The 18,660-nt window shown below is 45.4% G+C and carries 16 protein-coding genes; 2 read left to right on the top strand and 14 right to left on the bottom strand.

From position 1 onward, the window contains the following. Positions 1-2: 2 nt before the first annotated feature. From NST25_RS02340 to NST25_RS02295, 10 genes are all read right to left on the bottom strand, one after another. Complete coding sequence (locus NST25_RS02340) at positions 3-806, bottom strand: AAC(3) family N-acetyltransferase (protein WP_036682594.1); 804 nt, start codon at positions 804-806, stop codon at positions 3-5. Positions 807-879: 73 nt separating this feature from the next. Next, entirely contained in the window at positions 880-2,439 is a 1,560-nt protein-coding gene (locus tag NST25_RS02335; RefSeq protein WP_076124545.1) for a response regulator, read from the bottom strand. Continuing rightward, positions 2,436-4,346: a histidine kinase gene (locus tag NST25_RS02330; RefSeq protein WP_340393258.1), complete on the bottom strand. Its 1,911-nt coding sequence runs from the start codon at positions 4,344-4,346 to the stop codon at positions 2,436-2,438. Before NST25_RS02330 ends, NST25_RS02335 begins: the two co-directional genes overlap by 4 nt. A 118-nt stretch (positions 4,347-4,464) precedes the next feature. Continuing rightward, on the bottom strand, positions 4,465-6,159 hold the full coding sequence (locus NST25_RS02325; RefSeq protein WP_036682600.1) for an extracellular solute-binding protein: 1,695 nt from the start codon (positions 6,157-6,159) through the stop codon (positions 4,465-4,467). Between the two features lie 92 nt (positions 6,160-6,251). Continuing rightward, positions 6,252-7,142, bottom strand: coding sequence for a carbohydrate ABC transporter permease (locus NST25_RS02320; RefSeq protein ID WP_036682603.1), 891 nt, complete (start codon positions 7,140-7,142; stop codon positions 6,252-6,254). Between the two features lie 17 nt (positions 7,143-7,159). Further along, positions 7,160-8,113, bottom strand: coding sequence for an ABC transporter permease subunit (locus tag NST25_RS02315; RefSeq protein ID WP_051491255.1), 954 nt, complete (start codon positions 8,111-8,113; stop codon positions 7,160-7,162). A 209-nt stretch (positions 8,114-8,322) separates the two neighbouring features. Beyond that, positions 8,323-11,550 carry a cellobiose phosphorylase gene (locus tag NST25_RS02310; RefSeq protein ID WP_340393257.1) on the bottom strand — a complete coding sequence of 1,076 codons (3,228 nt, stop codon included), beginning with the start codon at positions 11,548-11,550 and terminating at the stop codon, positions 8,323-8,325. 28 nt (positions 11,551-11,578) lie between these two features. Further along, positions 11,579-12,916 carry a glycoside hydrolase family 30 protein gene (locus tag NST25_RS02305; RefSeq protein WP_340011849.1) on the bottom strand — a complete coding sequence of 446 codons (1,338 nt, stop codon included), beginning with the start codon at positions 12,914-12,916 and terminating at the stop codon, positions 11,579-11,581. 394 nt (positions 12,917-13,310) lie between these two features. Beyond that, entirely contained in the window at positions 13,311-14,330 is a 1,020-nt protein-coding gene (locus NST25_RS02300; RefSeq protein ID WP_340011848.1) for a LacI family DNA-binding transcriptional regulator, read from the bottom strand. 52 nt (positions 14,331-14,382) lie between these two features. Continuing rightward, positions 14,383-14,772 (bottom strand): hypothetical protein, encoded by a 390-nt coding sequence (locus NST25_RS02295; protein ID WP_249267764.1) that lies wholly within the window; start codon positions 14,770-14,772, stop codon positions 14,383-14,385. A 366-nt stretch (positions 14,773-15,138) separates the two neighbouring features. Between NST25_RS02295 and NST25_RS02290 the strand changes: the two genes are divergently transcribed. Next, on the top strand, positions 15,139-15,861 hold the full coding sequence (locus NST25_RS02290) for an HNH endonuclease signature motif containing protein (protein WP_076185211.1): 723 nt from the start codon (positions 15,139-15,141) through the stop codon (positions 15,859-15,861). Positions 15,862-15,934: 73 nt separating this feature from the next. On the opposite strand, the gene NST25_RS02285 is transcribed toward NST25_RS02290, so the two are convergent. Continuing rightward, complete coding sequence (locus NST25_RS02285) at positions 15,935-16,132, bottom strand: YwbE family protein (protein WP_036682616.1); 198 nt, start codon at positions 16,130-16,132, stop codon at positions 15,935-15,937. 62 nt (positions 16,133-16,194) lie between these two features. Here NST25_RS02285 and NST25_RS02280 point away from each other — a divergent pair, with 62 nt between their 5' ends. Further along, on the top strand, positions 16,195-16,497 hold the full coding sequence (locus NST25_RS02280) for a hypothetical protein (RefSeq protein ID WP_076124555.1): 303 nt from the start codon (positions 16,195-16,197) through the stop codon (positions 16,495-16,497). A gap of 2 nt (positions 16,498-16,499) precedes the next feature. Here the strand turns inward: NST25_RS02280 and sdaAA are convergent, their stop codons facing one another. From sdaAA to NST25_RS02265, 3 genes are all read right to left on the bottom strand, one after another. Continuing rightward, positions 16,500-17,378 carry an L-serine ammonia-lyase, iron-sulfur-dependent, subunit alpha gene (sdaAA, locus tag NST25_RS02275; RefSeq protein WP_076124557.1) on the bottom strand — a complete coding sequence of 293 codons (879 nt, stop codon included), beginning with the start codon at positions 17,376-17,378 and terminating at the stop codon, positions 16,500-16,502. After that, positions 17,375-18,085 carry an L-serine ammonia-lyase, iron-sulfur-dependent subunit beta gene (gene sdaAB, locus NST25_RS02270; protein ID WP_076124558.1) on the bottom strand — a complete coding sequence of 237 codons (711 nt, stop codon included), beginning with the start codon at positions 18,083-18,085 and terminating at the stop codon, positions 17,375-17,377. Before sdaAB ends, sdaAA begins: the two co-directional genes overlap by 4 nt. A 155-nt stretch (positions 18,086-18,240) precedes the next feature. Beyond that, positions 18,241-18,660, bottom strand: coding sequence for a GNAT family N-acetyltransferase (locus NST25_RS02265; protein WP_076124560.1), 420 nt, complete (start codon positions 18,658-18,660; stop codon positions 18,241-18,243).

The raw sequence follows: 18,660 nt of genomic DNA, 5'->3' as shown, positions 1-18,660 counted from the left end.
TTTTACTTCCTGTTCTGTTCCATCCAGTTCACTGCATAATCTACGATTTCCCGTTGCGGAATCAATTGAGCGGTTGCGGAAGCAACCTGTCCATATGTAATAAGTCCCGTCTCTTGTCCAAACTGATCTGCCAGCTGAACGAAATCGTCAGAATCCCAATCCAGCTCCTTAAATTCCACCCACTGCCTAACTCCATCCACCATAATGGGCGCCCCGCCAAGGGTTTCCTTCTTGCCAGCATAAGATGCGCGGCATTCGGCAAGATGCAGAGAAGTATTATTAAGATTGCCAACACCCAGCAACAGTACATGTCCGCCCAAATCGTAAATCCGAGCCAGCGGAGAATCTTCCCCCAGACCCATTTCAAGCGAATGACCATACATAATTTCGTCTCTATGCTTGCCCCAAGCGGCAAACGAATGAATCGGATGGTCACTGCGTTTTACTCCTTTTTGTTTACGGAAGCAGTCCGGAATAACCCCCATTCCTCTAAGCTGGGTCAGGTCTGGATCATAAGCCGGCATCTGCTCGCGGATACTCTGCCACCACGCCTCCGGCACCGGTGGGTTGCTCCAGCCTGCGGGATCAGTCAGGTCACTGGAATGAGTGGGCATTACCAGCGTGCCAGATTCTCCGAGGACCTCCTCCAATGCCAAAATAACAGCGACCGGGCCCCCGGCTACCCATTGGCCTAACGATTTAAAAGAAGAATGCAATAAAATCGTCATGCCCGCCTTAACGCCCAGTCGACGAAAATCCGCTGCTAATGTCTGAACCGTAATCAAATTGCCTTGTATTTCTTCCACCCTTCATTCCTCCAATGAATCTTCTCAAATCCATTATATAGGAGGGCCGCTTCTAAATGCACCTTCAATAGCCTCAACACTCTTCGGATACTATTTTCGCTCTATAATCACCTGGAGAAATTCCCTCCAGCTCTTTAAAAACACGGGCAAATTGTTTACTGTTCTCGAAGCCTACCTCTTCTGAGACTGTTGCGAGCTTACTGCAGCCTTTTGCCAATAGCTCTTTAGCGTGACGGATACGGACCTTTTTTAAATAAATAACAAAATTCTCACCGGTATATGCCTTAAAGGCTTCGCTAAAATAAGAATAATTCAAGGATACATGATTGCTGACCATAGCCATATTCAGTGGACGGGCGTAGTTGGCTTCAATATAGCTCAGTGCCTCTTCCATATCCGCATGCTCGGTATGCGCGGACCTTACGCCTACAATGTATTCATTCACACTCAAGAGTAAGTTCTCCAGCGCACGATAATATTCGTGGAAATGACGATAGTTGTACATATTGCCTACCGTGCGATACAGCTTCAATACCTCTACCGAGGCTTCGCCATGTACCCGAAATACTTCATCCAACACCAGTTCGTTTACATTCTGTCCCACGGACTCCAGATAAGCTAGGTCCAGTTCCTTCAAATGCTCAGTTTGAAAAATCACAGATAGAAGATGCTTCATCTCCTTCTCGCGTTCTGTTCCCAGCATATTGAGCAGCTTGCGAAGCTCTTCCTTAGGTAACGGAAAGTTAGACCGTCCCTGACCAACATCCCCATAATCCAACAAACTCACTTGCGGATATAAAAAAGTATATTGCAGTGCCCGGCATGCTTCCTTATAACAGGAACGGAGGTCCTCAAGACTTTCTCCTTCGCTGCTAATCCCAATCGATAATCCCTTTATTTCCTTAGCTTCAGCTTGTCTGGACAGCTCTATAAAATCCTGTTTTCTGCTCCCGATCAAGACTAATTTGCCATCCCAATCCGTTGTGATTTCCGAGAAAAACTTTTCAAGCGGTCCGATCAATCGTTCCGCCAGTCCCTGAACATCCCCCGACTTCATTCTTGTTCCGTCATTGTAATAGTAATTCAACACACCAACTGTAAAAGGTGCTTGCAGATCACTTAGCCACTCTTGCTGCTCACGCTCCAGCGGAACCTCCTGCTGCATTAGCAGTCCCCGTAAACGACTGGACCGCAGTTCCCTGCGGAAGTGTTCCGTTTCCTGTTCCAGCTGCCTTGCGCTGAGATCCTGTTCTTCCTGTTCCTTATCGATATTCTTCAAAATTTCGAACAACTCATCTCGGCGAATCGGCTTCAGCAAGTAATCCTTCACGCGATAACGAATCGCGCTTTTGGCATATTCGAAATCATCATACCCGCTTAAGATCAGCACTGCTGGGCTTTTCTCACCACTTGTTAGCTTAGATATCTGCTCCAACAGTGTAATTCCATCCATCACTGGCATACGTATATCTGTAATAATAATATCTGCACCTTCGGTCTTAAATATCTCGAAACCCTCTGCGCCATTACTCGCCATTGTGATGGTATACACGGACGGAAATTCTCTTTCTATCATAGTCTTGAGACCGTAACGGATATTCTTTTCATCATCAATGATCAGTAGCTTCTTCATAGTTGTTTTTCTCCTGTCAAAAGAACTTTCGGCAAGGTCAGACGTACCATCGTCCAACTCCCTGCTTCACTCTGTACTACAAGCCCATATTCATCACCATAAAAGATTTGCAGTCGCTGATGTACATTTCTCAGTCCAATACCACCTGTTCGGCGGTCAACATCCCTCTGTTCTGAAGCACTCTCACAGCGCTCATCTTTCGCATAAATCGCCTCGTTCAAAGCAACCAAACGCTCTGGAGTTAAGCCGATGCCATTATCACGAAGCTCTATGCAAATATCACCTTCCGTTTCCGAAATATGAATATGAATGTTCGGGTCCTGTAAATTCTCTTTCTCGTCGCACCAAGCATGCTTAACACTGTTCTCTACAATAGGCTGCAGTGACATTTTCAGCACCTCCAGCTCCAAATATCGAGGTTCAATATGAAGCACTAACTTAACCGGATATTCAAAACGAATATTCATCACTTCAATGTAATTTTCAATGTGGCGGACTTCATCCCGCAGCTTCACATACTCTCCGGACCATTTAAAATTATAGCGCATCATCCCACCCAGCGAGGTCAGTGCGTCCGAGATCGTTCGCTGGTTCTCAATTTCAGCCAGCATTTTTATATTTTCCAGCGTATTATACAAAAAATGTGCGTCAATCTGGTTATGCAGCGTACGCAGCTCAGCCTCTTTAGACAACGCCTGCTTGCTCACTGCCTGAGCCACCAACGTATTGATGGTGTTCATCAGCTTGGAGAAATGATGGGCAAGCTCCCCGACTTCCCCTCCACCACGAATCATTATTCCAGTGTACGCTTCACCTCTACGCACTTTTTTCATCGTTTCGGTCAATCTACGCAGATTTTTTAGAATAAAGGCATTTGTCACATAAGCGATCAGCGTTAGTAAAGTAATAAAACCAACATTGGCTCCAATGATTAAGTTGCGCGTGCGGGAGATATCCTTCATCACTCCTTCCATTGACACTACATTTAACAAATAAGCATCAATTCGTTCTAGCGGAGTGTTAATTAACAAAAACGATTTACCATTCTCCGAGTAATTACTGTCCCATTCGCTAGTTTCCCGGAACTGCTTATACCGTTCTGCAATCATATCAGCCATCTCTAGATTATCCTGCAAAAAAGAATTGTCCGGCCTGGTGAAAAGCTGCAGCTCACTATCCACAAGAAACATCTGGGTCTGATTATCCCGTACATCTGTATACGTCTTGGGTGTAAATCGACTAAGCAGCATATCCACCTGCACCATGCCGATATGATTGTCTGCTGGCCGACTCTTCTCACGCAGCAAAGAAACCTTTGGCAGACTCTCCGTCGGTGCTCCCAAGTATCTCTGCATCAAATCCGGATCATTTTTCTGAAAAGACCAGTATTCCTGCCCCTTCAATTGAAGCGCTTTCTGAAACCATGGGGTGGAAGAAACCCGCTCTTCGCGAAAGATAATCGGCCAAATTTCATGCACCTTATTACTTCTCGAATACAGTCTTAAATGCTCAATATTCGGATTATTAAATTGAATACGAGTCATATTCACATAAGCATTTGTATTAAAATCAACCAAATCTACTAGCTGCGGTTCGGTTTCATTCGCTAAGAATTTTTCTACTTCGGCATCAGAATAAGCCATTTGCGCCGCCCGTTCCATCGCTTCGATCTGATTATGAATATGCAGCTTCTCCATTTGCGACAAATAATCATTTTTCTCGACGGCATCGCGGAGATAGGTATTATTAATGGCTTTATAGGAGTAGACAGAAACCAGCATACACGGGCCTAAAACAATAAAAACATAAGCTGCAATTAAACGGCTCTGAAGTGATCTTCGCCCCCACCAATAACTAAAAGAATGCCATAATGCTCTGGTTCGATCTCGCCTATTCACTTTATACACTTCTGTCCTGTCCACCTCGCTAAAATAGTGAATATTCAAATACTTAATATCTATTCCTTATTATAATTCGAAAATAACCCAAAAGCCCGCAGTTAGCGGGCATTTTGGGTCATACTTTTTATTTTATGGACAGCTTCACTTTATTCTCTTCATATTTCTTTTGTTGGTAGGCATCAAATACATCTTCGCCTTCCTTCTTTCTCTTCTCTAAATACTCATTCCAAATCTTATCGAATTCCGCATCGGAGGAAGCCATGAGCAATTTCGGCATAGTTTTACCGCGCAGCTGTTTCAGCTTCGAAGCGATGATGCCTTCAGGAGAGTTTCCTGTTGGTTCGATTTGTTGGAACTCGGAGGAGCCTATGGATTTACCTCTAGTCCAATCTTCCAATTGCTTAAATGGTTCTACCGATTTAGGAGCCCATTGGTCTGTGATATTCGTATTTTGCAGCATCCAGAATGTAAAGGAAGATCCGATTTGCTTATCAAACGTCGAACGGTCTTTATTCATCAAATCAAACACTTCTGGTTTAAATTGATCTTTTCCATCAATCGTATCGTAGCTGACACCTTTTTCGCCTAAGAACAAGTCTTTGTTGCCTTCTTCACTGTTCAAGTAGCTGAGGAAGCGGATAGCACGTGCTTTATCCTTAACATCTTTGGAGATCAGTGTTACCGTCCAACCGGAGATACCAGGGCCATCAAGGGTTGGTTTATCCAAGTTCGTATTGGAAGGTCCGTCAACAGCGATATACGTTTTAGTTGGATCCTGTTGGTAAATCGTTCCTAGTTGTGCTGCAAAGTCTGTACGTTGATACAGCATTGCGAAATAACGGCCTTGGGCAATTTTTTCTTCCATTTGTGGGCGTTTGTCGATAAAGATATCTTTAGCCAGCAGACCGTCTTGATTCGCTTGACGAAGTGCCTTCATCCAGCGGATATATTCAGGATCGGTTTCACGAGCATATACCTTGCCATCTTTTTCTCTTGGGATTGCCAAGAAGTTCTGCAGGTAACCTTCCAAAGAATCGTTACCGTTCTCGGTAAATTCATGCAAACCAAGTGGAATAAGCGGCTGTCCATTTACGTCAGGGAATTTCTCTTTCGCTAATTTAAGCGCATTCAAGAAACCTTCTGGTGTGCGCATATCTGGACTTCCAATAGCTTCATACATATCCTTGCGGACAGCGAATACTTGGTTGGATACGTAATTTTCTCCATATTTCTCATAGTCGGCAGGAGAGGAAGAAGAGTTAGGATAGCCATACACATTGCCGTCTTCTTGTGTATACCAGCCCAGCTTATCAGCATCGGATACTTTAAAGAAGTACGGATCATATTCATCAGCAAGTTTGTTCAATGGAAGAACAAGTTCACCTTCGACCATTTTCTTAATCGCATCTTCCCAGAAGCCCAAAGTGATGAAATCAGGCAATTTACCGGATGCAATCAGCGTGTTAAGCTTCTCATTCTCGTTACCAGCCGGAACGATGAAATTAATATCAACTCCGGTCTTCTTAGTTACATATTGGGAGGTTGGGTCCACGCCCCATTTATTAGGGAACCATGAGAAGTTCAGGTACCAGTCAAATGTAATGGGTGAAGTATCAATCTTCCATCCCGGTTCATCTGCTGATAATGCAGCAGCAGTCGGTTCAGCACTTGCCTCCGTATTAGTAGCTTTAGCGCTGTTAGCATTACCTTCGGCATTCTTGCCAGCATTATTCCCGCTGGAGCAGCCTGCGGCTGACAATGACATCATTATTGCGAGAAGCAGAACTCCCATTGCTTTTGGCTTACGTTTCATGCCCATGCTTGTTTACCCCTTTTCTATGAATGTTAATTATAAGCTCAACCCCAGTGCCTACAGCTGTAGGCAACCGGAGGAGTTATCACTGCTAGACATCAGCCCTTAATGGAGCCGATCATCATCCCTTTAACGAAATAACGCTGCAGGAACGGATACACGAATACTATCGGCAGTGTGGTCACTACCATCGTCGCCAGCTTAATGGACTGTGACGTTACGCTTCTCGTAACGCTGCTGCCTTGTACAGCGACCATCATTTGACTAGAGCTCGATTGTGCGACGACCCGGAACAAATACGTCTGAATCGGCTGCAGATCAGTATTATTGATATAGATCATACCCGTGAAGTAATCATTCCACTGATACACGCCATGGAACAGCGCAATGGTAGCAATTACAGGCATGGATACTGGAAGTACGATTCTTAGAAAGATGGACCAATCATTAGCACCGTCAATCCGTGCCGCTTCTTCCAGCCCATCGGGAATCTCCCGGAAGAAGGTCATGAAGATAATAAGATCAAAGAAGCTAAACATAACCGGAATAATATAGACTAGGAAATTCTCCAATAGGTGAAGGTCCTTCATCAGCAGGAAGGTAGGAATGAGTCCCCCGCCAAAAAAGAGAGTCACTGTACCCATCAGCATGTAGAACTTACCGCCAATGAGGTTTTTTCTGGAGAATGCATAAGCTACCATCGCTGTGAAAAATACATGCAGTACAGTACCCAAAAGTGTTTTGGCGACAGTAACCCACATCGCCTGCATGATGCCGGGGCTGGCAAACACGGCCTCGAAATTCTCAAAGCTGAACATCCGCGGCCACCAGTAGATTCCTCCCCGCATGGCGTCATTACCGTTATTGAAGGCGTTAACCAATACGTACCAGATCGGGTAAAGCGTTATGAAGCAGATACATAACATGATGAGGTTATTGATGATATCGAACAGGGCCTCGCCCTTGGTTTTACGCTTAAGTGCAAACATATATGGTCCTCCTTATCCTAGAACAACGATGTATCGTTGATTTTTTTAGATACTTGGTTGGCAATCAGCAGCAATATTAGAGCGATAACCGATTTTAACAATCCAACTGCAGTTGAGTAAGAGAAGCGGCCTGAGAGAATCCCTGTATAGTACACATAGTAATCAATTACATTACTTGCACTATCATTCAGTGAGTTGCGCAGGACCAGAATCTGATCAAAGTTGGAGTTCAGCACTCCGCTGACCGCGAGAATGAAGAGAATGCTGATTGTCGATTTAATCGCCGGCAAGGTAACATACCACATCTTCTGAAATCTGCCCGCGCCGTCGATTGTCGCCGCCTCGTACATTTCAGGAGATACACCGGAAATTGCTGCTAAATAGATAATCGCTGACCATCCAAGTTCTTTCCAGATATCAGAGGAGATAATAATTGTCCAGAAGTAACCAGGCTCAGCCAAGTATGTAATTGGCTGATCAATCAGATGAAGCGCTAGCAAAATGTTATTGATAATTCCTACATCAGCAAGCCATGTAGCCAAAATCCCTCCGAGTACCACCCATGAGAGAAAGTGGGGCAAATACGAAATCGTCTGTATGGTCTTCTTGAATTTCATTGAACGAACTTCATTCAGAAATAGAGCAAATATTATTGGCAATGGAAATCCGATAATTAGCTTAAACAAGCTGATGCCGAGCGTATTTTTAATTACATTCGAGAGATTGTCATCATCCATGAACTCTTTGAAATGTGTAAGTCCCACCCATGGGGCTTCTGCAATCGTTTTAACGATGTTGTAATCTTTAAAAGCAATGATAATTCCATACATGGGAATGTAGTTAAAGATTATCATCCACGCAATGCCGAGTAGAGCCATTGTCTGCAAATGACGCTGGGCAATGAACCTTTTCCAAAGCGGGCTCCGATTTACTTTACCGGTTTCGAAATTGCCAGGAATTAACGGCTTCATCGCTGAGCTTACTTCCATGCTTTTTTTGTTCTCCATCCTTTGGACCTCCAGGCTCTATATCTGTATTTAATCTAAAGCGCTTACAATGTTTATGTATCCATTGTATTTGCTTTTGCCTGTCTCCGTAAGGCTTTGAATTTCGGATTATAGGTACCATTTTTCGGATTGAGTGAAAATTTAAGGGCGAGCCGCAGCTCGCCCCTCTATTTTTATGCTAATACTGCTTGAATTTGTGCAATTTCTCCACGCCGCAGAGCCTCTGCCTCTTCACCGCGCACGAACGCTCCAGATATTTTAGTCACAGTTCCATTACGGTATACAAGCATCAAAGATTGAATGCTGACCTTCTTCTCGCCAAAGGTATTTTCACGTTTTGGGTTAGAATAGATTACCTCCGTATTCCCTAGGAAAGTGAAAGACAGTTTGCCCTCTTCATCAAACAGCCATCCTGGCAATACCGGATCGAGAGACAGCGTAAGCGCTCCATCCTCCATTCTGAAAACATGGCTTCCAGCCATCATTGTTCTCCACATGCTTAAGAATTCCGCGGTCGATCCACTAAGTCTCGCTACGAACCCTCTACCATGGTTATTGGGATCAGGATTGCCTCCAGTTGCGATAAATGATGAATTCTCTAGTGTACTGCGTCCATAAACAGCAGGATCAAGGAATGGCACCAGCGACGTCTTCAGCTCGCCGTAGAATTCCTCATACAGCCCGCCCTTCAGCAGCTCAAGCAAATACTTATAGGACATGTGCAGGAAGTTAGACTCCCGTTCTAGCCAGCCTGGTGTGAAGGCTCTCATCCGTCCGATTTCATGCGATTCACCTTCTAGACTAACAGAGGTCTGATACATAGATGTTGCCTGATCATACAGCTCTGTTTGCTTAATCAGATTATAGATTTTTTTTGCCTGCACCGGGTTCTTCATCGTCTTCAACCAGCGGGTAGGTCCTTCAAGGAAATAAGGCAAGGCATAAGCCTTAAACTCCTCTACCACAGCCTTTGGCAATCCGTATCCGCTAATGACTGGCTGACCCTCAGCATCTGTTACCTGATGGAATTTCTCCGCTTCAAAACGGAAATAGGTTGGGGTAAGTCCATTGCCCATTTCTACCGCCTTGTTGATCCCCTCATCAATTTTAACCAGGAACTTGGAAAGGGCTTCGCGGATGTGTTCCAAGGTTACTTCAGTTTCAGCACCCGTAATGCCAAACCGGATACTTGCTCTATAAGCTTCACGGGCTGAAGCTACTGTATCCCAATAGTTGAATTGTTCCACTTCTCCTGCTAGGACAGCAGTTACCGCGTGATATACCGCTTCAAGCAGCTCCGCGATTTCTTCTGGCAGCTTTACAGCTCCCTGTACATTCTCAGCACCGTTCAGCACATCCAGCAAAAAGACTACAGTACGCTTCAGCTCAAAAGTCTCACTCATTCCGGAGCCAAACAATCCCGGCAGACCGTTCATAGCATCGTTCCAGCCCGGCTTGTTGCCTTCCATCTCCACACCCATGCCGTAAGGGTCAAGCGTAGCAAATTTATTCAAAGCAAGAGACAACATCTTCACGAACAGATTGGTGTGGTAAATAGCACCTTGCCCACCTTTGGTACGCAGCCAATGGGTATCTCCAGCTTTCCATTTCAGCTTATGCAGCTTCTCCTCATCCTCAAGGAGGGCGCCATATTGCCGGGCTTTTCCGTCACTAATTACATACTTCTCACTACGGGGCAGCACATATGCTGGGCTGTCATAGAACGCATAAGTACTATCCCCAAATAAAAGCTCCTGCTTCTTGTCAGGGAAAATGTCCAAATAACCTACTACGAGATCCAAATTATATGTCCAGTGATCAGACCAGAAGCCTTCGCCAAAAGCAGCCTCAATGTTTTGCTGTGAAAGAGCCAGCAGACCCGACAGAAACTCCTGCTCACTAACCTTCAGCGTAACGTTTTGATCCGCAATGTAATTGATCAGGCTGCCTGGGGTGAACCGGCTGTTGCATAGCTTAACAAGCTCAGCTTGATGATCCGCAGCCGCTTCTCCGATCCATTCCGCAGCCTTCGCTTTGCTGTCTGGCTTCACTTCAAAGGTTGTTCCTTGAACACTTAGTGGATTGTAGCCATCTGCTTGAATCAAGCTATAGAACATTTTGATGTTGAAGCTGCCCACCTTCGGATTAAAAAACACATCGTTCCGGCGGTTCTGATTCATGTCACGGAAGTTACCGTTCCCCTGTGAATAATATTCTGGGGCAAGTGAGAAGAAGTTATAGTCGCGCTCCAAATCGCCATGCTTGCGGGAATATAAATGAACTACAAAGCCATCTCCGCCATTGTCAAAAATAAAAGGATAGCCTCCGCGCAGGAAGTTATCGAGATAGGACTGACGGCAATAAGCATCAAACACAGCCGATGAAGTGTGCGTGGCAATGTCTTCTGTTAATTCCTCTGTCAGACCTGCGGCTTCCTTGGATTTGGACAGGATATATTCATCCCGGCATAACTGCTCCGCCTTTTTATTGATTTTGTCGATGTCATTTACATGCCCAACCAAAGTATTCAGGGTCAAGCTGCTGCCGGGTGCCAAACGTCTAGCCACACCACTGAAGCCGCAAGGAACCTTATTGACTGGATATTGTGGAAGCTCACTCAGCTCTGAAAGCGTTAATCCCGCAAAGCGGTCTGGGTAAGTAAGAGAGGTATTGCCGCCGAAAATAAGTTCGAAATCAACGATTGGTGCGACTTTTTCTCCATCTCCAGTAAACGACAGATAGAAATGTCCATTTGTGATTTCGCTAACCTGTGCACTATCATTGGTGCTGGAACGCAGCTTATAGAACGGAATACCGTTCTCCAGATTGTATACGTCCATCCAGCTGCGCAGCAGGTTACCAATCTCCTTGTAGCCGCTGTTTTCTACTCCGTAAGGCAAAATCTCAGGCAGACCATCCATCAGCTCCAGCTCAATCTCTTTGCCACCGATATTCTCAATTTCCACCCGACGTACCAACGCGGCATAATCGTCATTAGGCAGATTGAAATAGTGTACAGTCGTCTTCAGCCCATGCCCGGCATGGCTTTCTTCAAGGGTCAGTCCGTTAGGCAAAATGGTCATGATCCGCTTGGCGGCAGGATCTGGACGTGCCGATTGAAATGGCTCATAAATCTCTTGCTCGCCTTTTATTTTAATAAAGGTTCGGAATCCGGTGGTTCCTACGTCTTTATAAGAGATATTTGCTGGAGAGAATTCCATGATTGGCGAGTTCTTGTCGCGTACCCCAAAGCTGCAAATCGCTTGCCCCCGGTTTACATAAAAAGTCCACATTGGAATTCCCTTAAGACCTGCAAGACCTGGCAGGAAACTAGAGAAAGGCTTTCCTGTATCAAACTGCTCCATTACAAAGTTACCTGATTGGAAATAATAATTACTCACGTTAATGTCCTCCTAAACTGTTACTTATTTATGAAATCAGATGCGTTACGATAGAATGAGGGGATAGCTCGCAGTTGGCAATCTCTTCGCCAAGCCCCAGGGTTACTGTGCGAACTTCTTCGCTCTCATTCATCAATATGACAGCAATGCTGCCGTCCGGATTACGGAATGCTGTGGATAGGATTCCTTCCGCTTCAGAAGTAAAGCCAATCCGTACCGCACCTGGCGCGATAAATTTACTGAAATGCCCGATATAATAATAAGAGCTGTTATAGTGCAATTCGTCTGTTGTTGTATCTGCAATAATTGGGGCATCACAGAGATTCCCTACATGATTGGGCCCGCCGGTCTCATCCAGTACCAGGTTCCAGTCCAGGTACCCTTCTGTCCATGCATTGAGATCCCCAATCATATTTCTGCCGTAACGTTCACCTGTAAACCATTCGCCAAGCTTGACGCCGCCCTCTTGACAGCCCTCAGTGAACAATAGATGTTTGTCAGGAAATAGATCATGTACCTTTTCTACCTTGTCGAACTCCTCACCACCATACCAGTGGATGCCTGTACCCCACACATATTGTGCAGCTTCAGGATCAGACAACACGACCGAAGCACGTTCGACCATAATATCGCGGTTATGATCCCAGATGACAATGTTCACATCGGAATGGCCTGCCTGCTGCATCACTGGACCGAGATGATTTTTAACAAAATCGCGTTCCTCTTCCGCACTATAAATGCAAGAATCCCAGACTTGAACAGCAGCCGGCTCATTTTGCACGGAAACCGCCCAAATAGGTACGCCTTCCTTCCCATAAGCTTCGATAAATTTGGTATAATAGCGTGCCCAAACTTCAGCGTATTCTGGCTTGAGTGATCCTCCATTATTCATTTCACCATTTGTTTTCATCCATGCCGGAGGGCTCCAAGGAGACGCCAACATCGTGAACGGTCCGCCTTTTACCTGCATTGCATCCTTAATCAGCGGAAGCACCCACTTATGATCATGAGAGATATCAAAGGTAGCCAGCTCCGTATCATGATCAGCGACATAAGTATAATTTCCAAGAGCAAAGTCACAGCTATGGATATGAACACGACCCATGTTATAGCCTAATCCCTCTACCGGATGAAAATAGCGGTGAATAACCTCTGCCCGGTTCTCAGGACTGAGCCGTGACAACGTATAGGCCGCAGCTTCTGTGAAAGCGCCGCCAAATCCGATCATCTTTTGGAACTCCTGCTCTGGCCTAAGCTCTACATCGGCAGATCCAGAATCTACTCTTGTGCTAAAAACAATTGCCTCTTTCGGAGTTAAGCGTTCCCCTGTATCTTTTGCAGTTACTACAGTTTGAACTTTTGCCATTTCATCCATCTCCTCTAATTGTTTTGTTACTAACAACAAGCACTGCCTTTACTGGATCACCATCCGATGTTAGGGTTCGGAGCGATGGGCCACTGAAACGTTTGAGAAAATTCAAGGAAGCCCTCGGTAAATTTTGATTTCATCTCAATTCGAAACCTATAATCGAAACCGGTTTCGATTATAACGAAAAAAAATGATCTAACGAGAGCAGGTAAAAAGCGGCATAACAATATGCCCATTATAGCCCTATTCCTCTGAATACGCTGTAGCAAATACCGCATAGAAAAAATTCAAGCTATGATGTCCTCTACTTTATCAGGACTCTTTTCTCTACGTCAAGATTTATCCTGTGGATAGCAGCCCGCTCTCTGTAGTTATGGAATTTGATACAGCCCTAATCCCCGCTAGCCGGAGGTGCACAGGATTCCCGTTCGATCACTTCTACCGGAACTAAAACCGCTTCCTTATCCAACTGTTTCCCTTCAATCGATGCTAAAAGAATGTCCGCTGCCCGGCTTCCTAAAAGTGCCGTATCCTGACGAATGGTTGTCAATGCAGGTGTAACATACTCAGCTAGATCAATATCATCGTAACCCACAACTGAAAGGTCCCGCGGTACGGAAAGTCCACTATCTTTTGCCGCCATAATAGCCCCTAAAGCTAACATGTCACCCGAAGCAAAAACAGCGGTTGGCCGATCAGGTAGCTTAAGAAGCTCCAGCATCGCGTTATAACCACTTTCACGAGAATAAAAAGCTCCATTCACAACATAGGACTCCGGCACTTCAAGCCCCTGCTGCTTCATAGCGTTCTTATACCCTAACTCCCGAGTTTTACCGGGAAAAGTGTTCATCCCCCCGGAAATATGAGCAATCTTGCGATGACCCAAAGAAACTAAATACTCTATCGCAAGCTGAGCTCCAGCCGTATTATCCGAACATACCGTATGCGACTGCGTAGTCTCAAAATCCAGAATCACAGTAGGAATATCACTCTCTAGCAGCTCACGGAAATAGGGGTCCTCGTAATCAGACAAGAAAACGACAACACCATCTACACCACGGATTCGGCAATTCTCCAAATACCCGCTTTGTTTACCCCCAACATCCTTGGAAATAAACATGAGGGCATACCCCTTATCCACAGCAACCTTCTTAAAGCTCTCAATCACAGCGCTAAAAAAGGGATGGCGAATACCAAATCCCGTATTCTCTACAAATAATACACCGATGGTCCATGATTTCTTAGTAGTCAGTGTACGGGCATGGGAATTCGGCAAATATCCCATTTCTTGGGCAACCCGGAAAATTTCCTGGCGAGTCTTCTCCCGTACATCGGAATAATTATTAAACGCCTTGGATACCGTTGTAGGAGAGTAACCGGTTCTTTTGGCAATATCGTATATAGTTGTCAATCCGGTTCACTCCTTGCCCAGACTAATGAAATACCTTCTGTTCACTGCAATTTTAACGTCTTTCGGTACCGCCGTCCAGCAAAAAGTAACTTTGCACGGAAGGAAGCAGCGTAACAGCTTGGATCAAAAGCCCTAGACTCATATAGACCAGATGTATGATTACCACACTGTCGAGCATATACGTCTGTACCATAATCCAAATAATTAGACCAAAGCCGATATATAGGGACAATGCCCAGAAGCTATATAATTTCTTAAAGGGATTCAAAGTATTCACCCAATGCCATTCTGGTCTCTTGATCAACCCATATAACACGAGCATGGGCAGGATACCAAATACGATGAATAGCAAAATACCCGGAATTAAAAAATCTGAAAATGGCGATCTTTCCAGCATAGATGTGGGTATGTGTATCAGATCACCACTAGGATCTATGACCATTGACCCGCCTCCTGCTAACGCTCCAACCCCCAAAAATATATGAAAAATATAAAGCAATGTTACCGTAAACGGCCTTCTTTTGGTTGGCTTCATTTCAGTACCCCTTCCCATGTTTAAAAAGTAGAGCATTCCTTACAGCTCTTTTCGATTTTACATGTTTTTCCTGAATGTCACCAAGACAGATATCACACAAAAAGCCGTATTTAAGCTTTTTTTGAGTGCGATGTGAACGATTGTATTTTACGCTATACTAAGATTAGAACGAAATGTTAACCCTGCCGACTGAATCTAATAAATAAAATACATTGGATCCTAAAAAACAAGGAGACAGGACGGGCGCTAAGTTGCGCTGAACCTAACATATCTATGAACGATACCCATCTTTTATCCACCAAACAATGTACCTATTGCCAGCAACAGAAGCCGCTCTCTGAATTTCGTAAACGTACCGGCAAACGCTCCAAAGGTCAGTCTCGCCGTGGCGCTTGTCGGGAGTGCCGCAAACAACGACAAAACATAGATCTCACTCTTGCAGCAGGTCCCATTCCAGTACAACCTGATACCATTCAATCCCCTTCTTTGGCTGTCAAGGAACGCTCCAAACAAGGAAAGCCTTCTTCCACGGTTGCTTCTTCACCGCAATCCAACCCAAATCAGCGCATACGGGGCTTGGAACAACGAAGGAAACATTCTCATTCTCAAGGCGCGAAACTGAGTCCCGAAGATCCAACGCAATTGATTCCCTCTGCCAAAGGGAAAATTCTAATGCGTGGCCACAGTGATAAAGGACGGCGCTGGCATCAGGAAATTGACTACGAGCTTGCAGTTACTCTAGTCAGAGAACATGCCGCTATCGTAGTGAATCGCCGAACCATCCGCCGGATTTACAGCAATAAGGATTTCCGTGCTTATATATTGACCAGAGACAACTATACTTGCTACTTCTGTGGCTCCTATGGAGACACTATAGATCACTTGCTCCCCCGTGCTAAAGGTGGCCATACTACTCCGGATAATTGCGTTTGCGCTTGTACGTTATGTAATCAGACCAAAGCCGATCAGTCCGTTGAGGATTTTATGAGCAGATAAAAAAGAAAAGCGCCCCAATCTCTGTTGATTAGGGGCGCTTTTTTATAAAAATCAAAGGTAAAGTTTATTGTTGTTAGTTAGCAACAATATTCTTAACTCGTCCTACCTGTCCACTGGTTAAACGCACCTTGATGCCATGCGGATGTCGAGGTGAGTTCGTGAGAATATCCTTTACCGTTCCATGTGTTAGCTTACCCGTCGGCTGATCCTGCTTAAGCACAATATCCACTTCAAGCCCAGGACGAATATCGGCTCTTACCTGTCCGTTCATGATGTAATCCCCTTTCAATGGGTTATAATGTTGTCAACTATACTACATAAGGAGGAGACGTAATGGCCTTCGGCATCAACAGAGAAGAATTAACCCGCTGGAAAAAGGCTGTCTCCGCAGGAGAGATCGCTTTCTTAACCCATTACTGGCTAGACCCGCGTTTTCCCGGCATGACTACTGTCACCAAGGTCGGCTGTAGTGACCTGACCAGACTAACATATTGGTGTGAGGAAAATGGACTGCCGGCTAAATATATTCATAATCGTTCGCCATTCCCCCACTTTGACCTTTTGGGACCCAAACAAGCAGAAATCCTTCGGAAGGAAGGATTATGGGAACAGTTGGAACGTTTCAAAATGCTCTAAAATCACTTCTTTTTACGTAAATCCTGCATGATCTTGCGGCCGGTAGGTGTCTGTGCTAATCCGCCACCTGCGGTCTCGCGGTGTTTTTCTGGCATAGCTGAGCCTACCTCAAGCATGACCTTGATTACTTCATCTGAAGGAATCACGCTACGTACGCCAGCCAGTGCCATATCGGCGGCGGCGAGCGCGGTCACTGCACCGAATCCGTTTCTAACGATACAAGGAATCTCTACAAGTCCTCCCACCGGATCACAAATCAGTCCTAAGGTGTTCTTAAGCGCCAGTCCAACAGCATGCACTGCTTGTGCAGGCGTTCCTCCACGCAGTTCGGTTAAAGCTCCTGCCGCCATCCCGATGGCCGACCCGACCTCCGCCTGACAGCCACCCTCTGCACCAGATACAAACGAATTGTTGGCAATGACATAACCGATCGCTCCTGCAGCGAACAAACCGGTAACCATATAGTCATCATCCCAGCCAAACCGTTCCTGGCAGCTGAGAAATACACCCGGAATAATTCCGCATGAACCTGCGGTAGGTGTAGCAATTATGCGGCCCATTGAGGCATTAACCTCGGACACAGCCAAGGCATAGGCCATTGCTTGACCAGCGGGTCCACCTAGGCATGGTTCATCTGCTGCGTTATAGGCTCCTACACGCTGGGCATCCATTCCCGTAAGACCGCTGCGCGAAGTGGTATCTTCATGCATCCCACGATGAACAGCCTCTTTCATCACCCCATAATATTCACGCATAGTGGCAAATTCCTGTTCACTGGAACGTCCCGATTCCGCGCTTTGCTCTTCAAGCATAAGGGCTCCAATGGTGAGGCCACGTTCCTCACATAATACAGCCAGTTGGCTAAGTGTTTGAAAATTCATGTTAAGCTTTCCTTCCCCTTCTCATCTTGCTTACCCTCGTTTAAATTAACCAATTTCACCGATTTCACCGCAGTGAGCGCTTTAAGCGCTTCAATAAGCTCTGGAGTAGCAGCTTCATCCAGCTCCAGCACCGTTAAGGCTGCACCGCTGCGATTCTTCCGATCCAGAGACATATGCCCTATATTAAATTGTCCGTTACGCATCACTTCTGTAACACTCGCCAAAACACCTAAATAATCCATATGATGAATCAATACCGTCGGATACATTCCCGTAAGCTTTACTCCAAAACCATCCACATCGACGATCTCAATGTTTCCACCACCGATGGATGTCCCCGTTAAAGTCAGCTCACTTCCTGTCTCTTGTCCGATAAGATGCAGTTTAACTGTGTTAGGATGAGGAAACAATCCCGTTCCTTGCTCAAAAGATACGTCCATCCCAGCTTCAGCCGCTAACTCCAGAGAGTCGGGTAACCGATGATCATCGGTAGCGTAATCCAAAAGTCCTCCGACAATAGCCCTGTCTGTGCCATGGCCCTGATAAGTAGCTGCAAAAGAACCAAAAAACGTCACTTCTGCCACACGCGGAACTTCACCCAGCACCTGCCTTGCAGCCCTTCCGATCCGTGCCGCACCGGCTGTATGCGAGCTTGAAGGCCCGACCATGGCCGGACCAATAATTGAAAACACATCTTTAAAACGCATAAAAGACCTCCTGCCTGCAAAATAGGCAATTATCAAACTCATATATAGTATACTGCACTGGCAGTCGGAGTTCACCGTTACATTTGCTGTGATATATCCACTTCTAATCTAATGATATTTTACTTAGATAGTATTTTCATTTCGCATCTTATGTATCACAAGATATCCTGGGAGTATAACATAATTCCACCTCTATACTGCCAGCCTATCCCTTCCCAGAATCCTCTTCCTTGTTCATTGGTTCCAATCACCATCAGATGACATTTTGCGATACCAGCTGTATGTAAATTACCGAGGCAACGCTTTACAAGCTCACGCCCGATGCCCATGCCTCGGCAGTCATTACTAACTGCAACATGATACATATAACCTCTTCGCCCATCATGTCCACACAATGCAGTTCCTACAATCCGGCCGTCTTCATTCTCGCAGATCTGGCTGAAGCCAGCATTACGCTCCAGATAACGCGTAATCTCCAGTCTCGAATCCGCTTCACTAAGTCCCATTCCCTCTGTATTTTCCCATAGCTGGTGGGCAGCTTCATAATCATCCGCAATCATCTCTCGATAATTCAT

Source organism: Paenibacillus sp. FSL E2-0190 (assembly GCF_037992965.1).
GTDB classification, from domain to species: domain Bacteria; phylum Bacillota; class Bacilli; order Paenibacillales; family Paenibacillaceae; genus Paenibacillus_AQ; species Paenibacillus_AQ odorifer.
This window is presented reverse-complemented; position numbering and strand designations above follow the sequence as displayed.

What these genes read in the sequence shown, in the direction of transcription:
- NST25_RS02335 (WP_076124545.1), bottom strand. Translation starts at nt 2,439, where the DNA reads ATGAAGAAGCTACTGATCATTGATGATGAAAAGAATATCCGTTACGGT.
- NST25_RS02325 (WP_036682600.1), bottom strand. Translation starts at nt 6,159, where the DNA reads ATGGGCATGAAACGTAAGCCAAAAGCAATGGGAGTTCTGCTTCTCGCA.
- NST25_RS02320 (WP_036682603.1), bottom strand. Translation starts at nt 7,142, where the DNA reads ATGTTTGCACTTAAGCGTAAAACCAAGGGCGAGGCCCTGTTCGATATC.
- NST25_RS02315 (WP_051491255.1), bottom strand. Translation starts at nt 8,113, where the DNA reads ATGAAGCCGTTAATTCCTGGCAATTTCGAAACCGGTAAAGTAAATCGG.
- NST25_RS02305 (WP_340011849.1), bottom strand. Translation starts at nt 12,916, where the DNA reads ATGGCAAAAGTTCAAACTGTAGTAACTGCAAAAGATACAGGGGAACGC.
- NST25_RS02295 (WP_249267764.1), bottom strand. Translation starts at nt 14,772, where the DNA reads ATGGTCATAGATCCTAGTGGTGATCTGATACACATACCCACATCTATG.
- NST25_RS02290 (WP_076185211.1), top strand. Translation starts at nt 15,139, where the DNA reads ATGAACGATACCCATCTTTTATCCACCAAACAATGTACCTATTGCCAG.
- NST25_RS02285 (WP_036682616.1), bottom strand. Translation starts at nt 16,132, where the DNA reads ATGAACGGACAGGTAAGAGCCGATATTCGTCCTGGGCTTGAAGTGGAT.
- NST25_RS02280 (WP_076124555.1), top strand. Translation starts at nt 16,195, where the DNA reads ATGGCCTTCGGCATCAACAGAGAAGAATTAACCCGCTGGAAAAAGGCT.
- sdaAA (WP_076124557.1), bottom strand. Translation starts at nt 17,378, where the DNA reads ATGAATTTTCAAACACTTAGCCAACTGGCTGTATTATGTGAGGAACGT.
- sdaAB (WP_076124558.1), bottom strand. Translation starts at nt 18,085, where the DNA reads ATGCGTTTTAAAGATGTGTTTTCAATTATTGGTCCGGCCATGGTCGGG.
- NST25_RS02265 (WP_076124560.1), bottom strand. Translation starts at nt 18,660, where the DNA reads ATGAATTATCGAGAGATGATTGCGGATGATTATGAAGCTGCCCACCAG.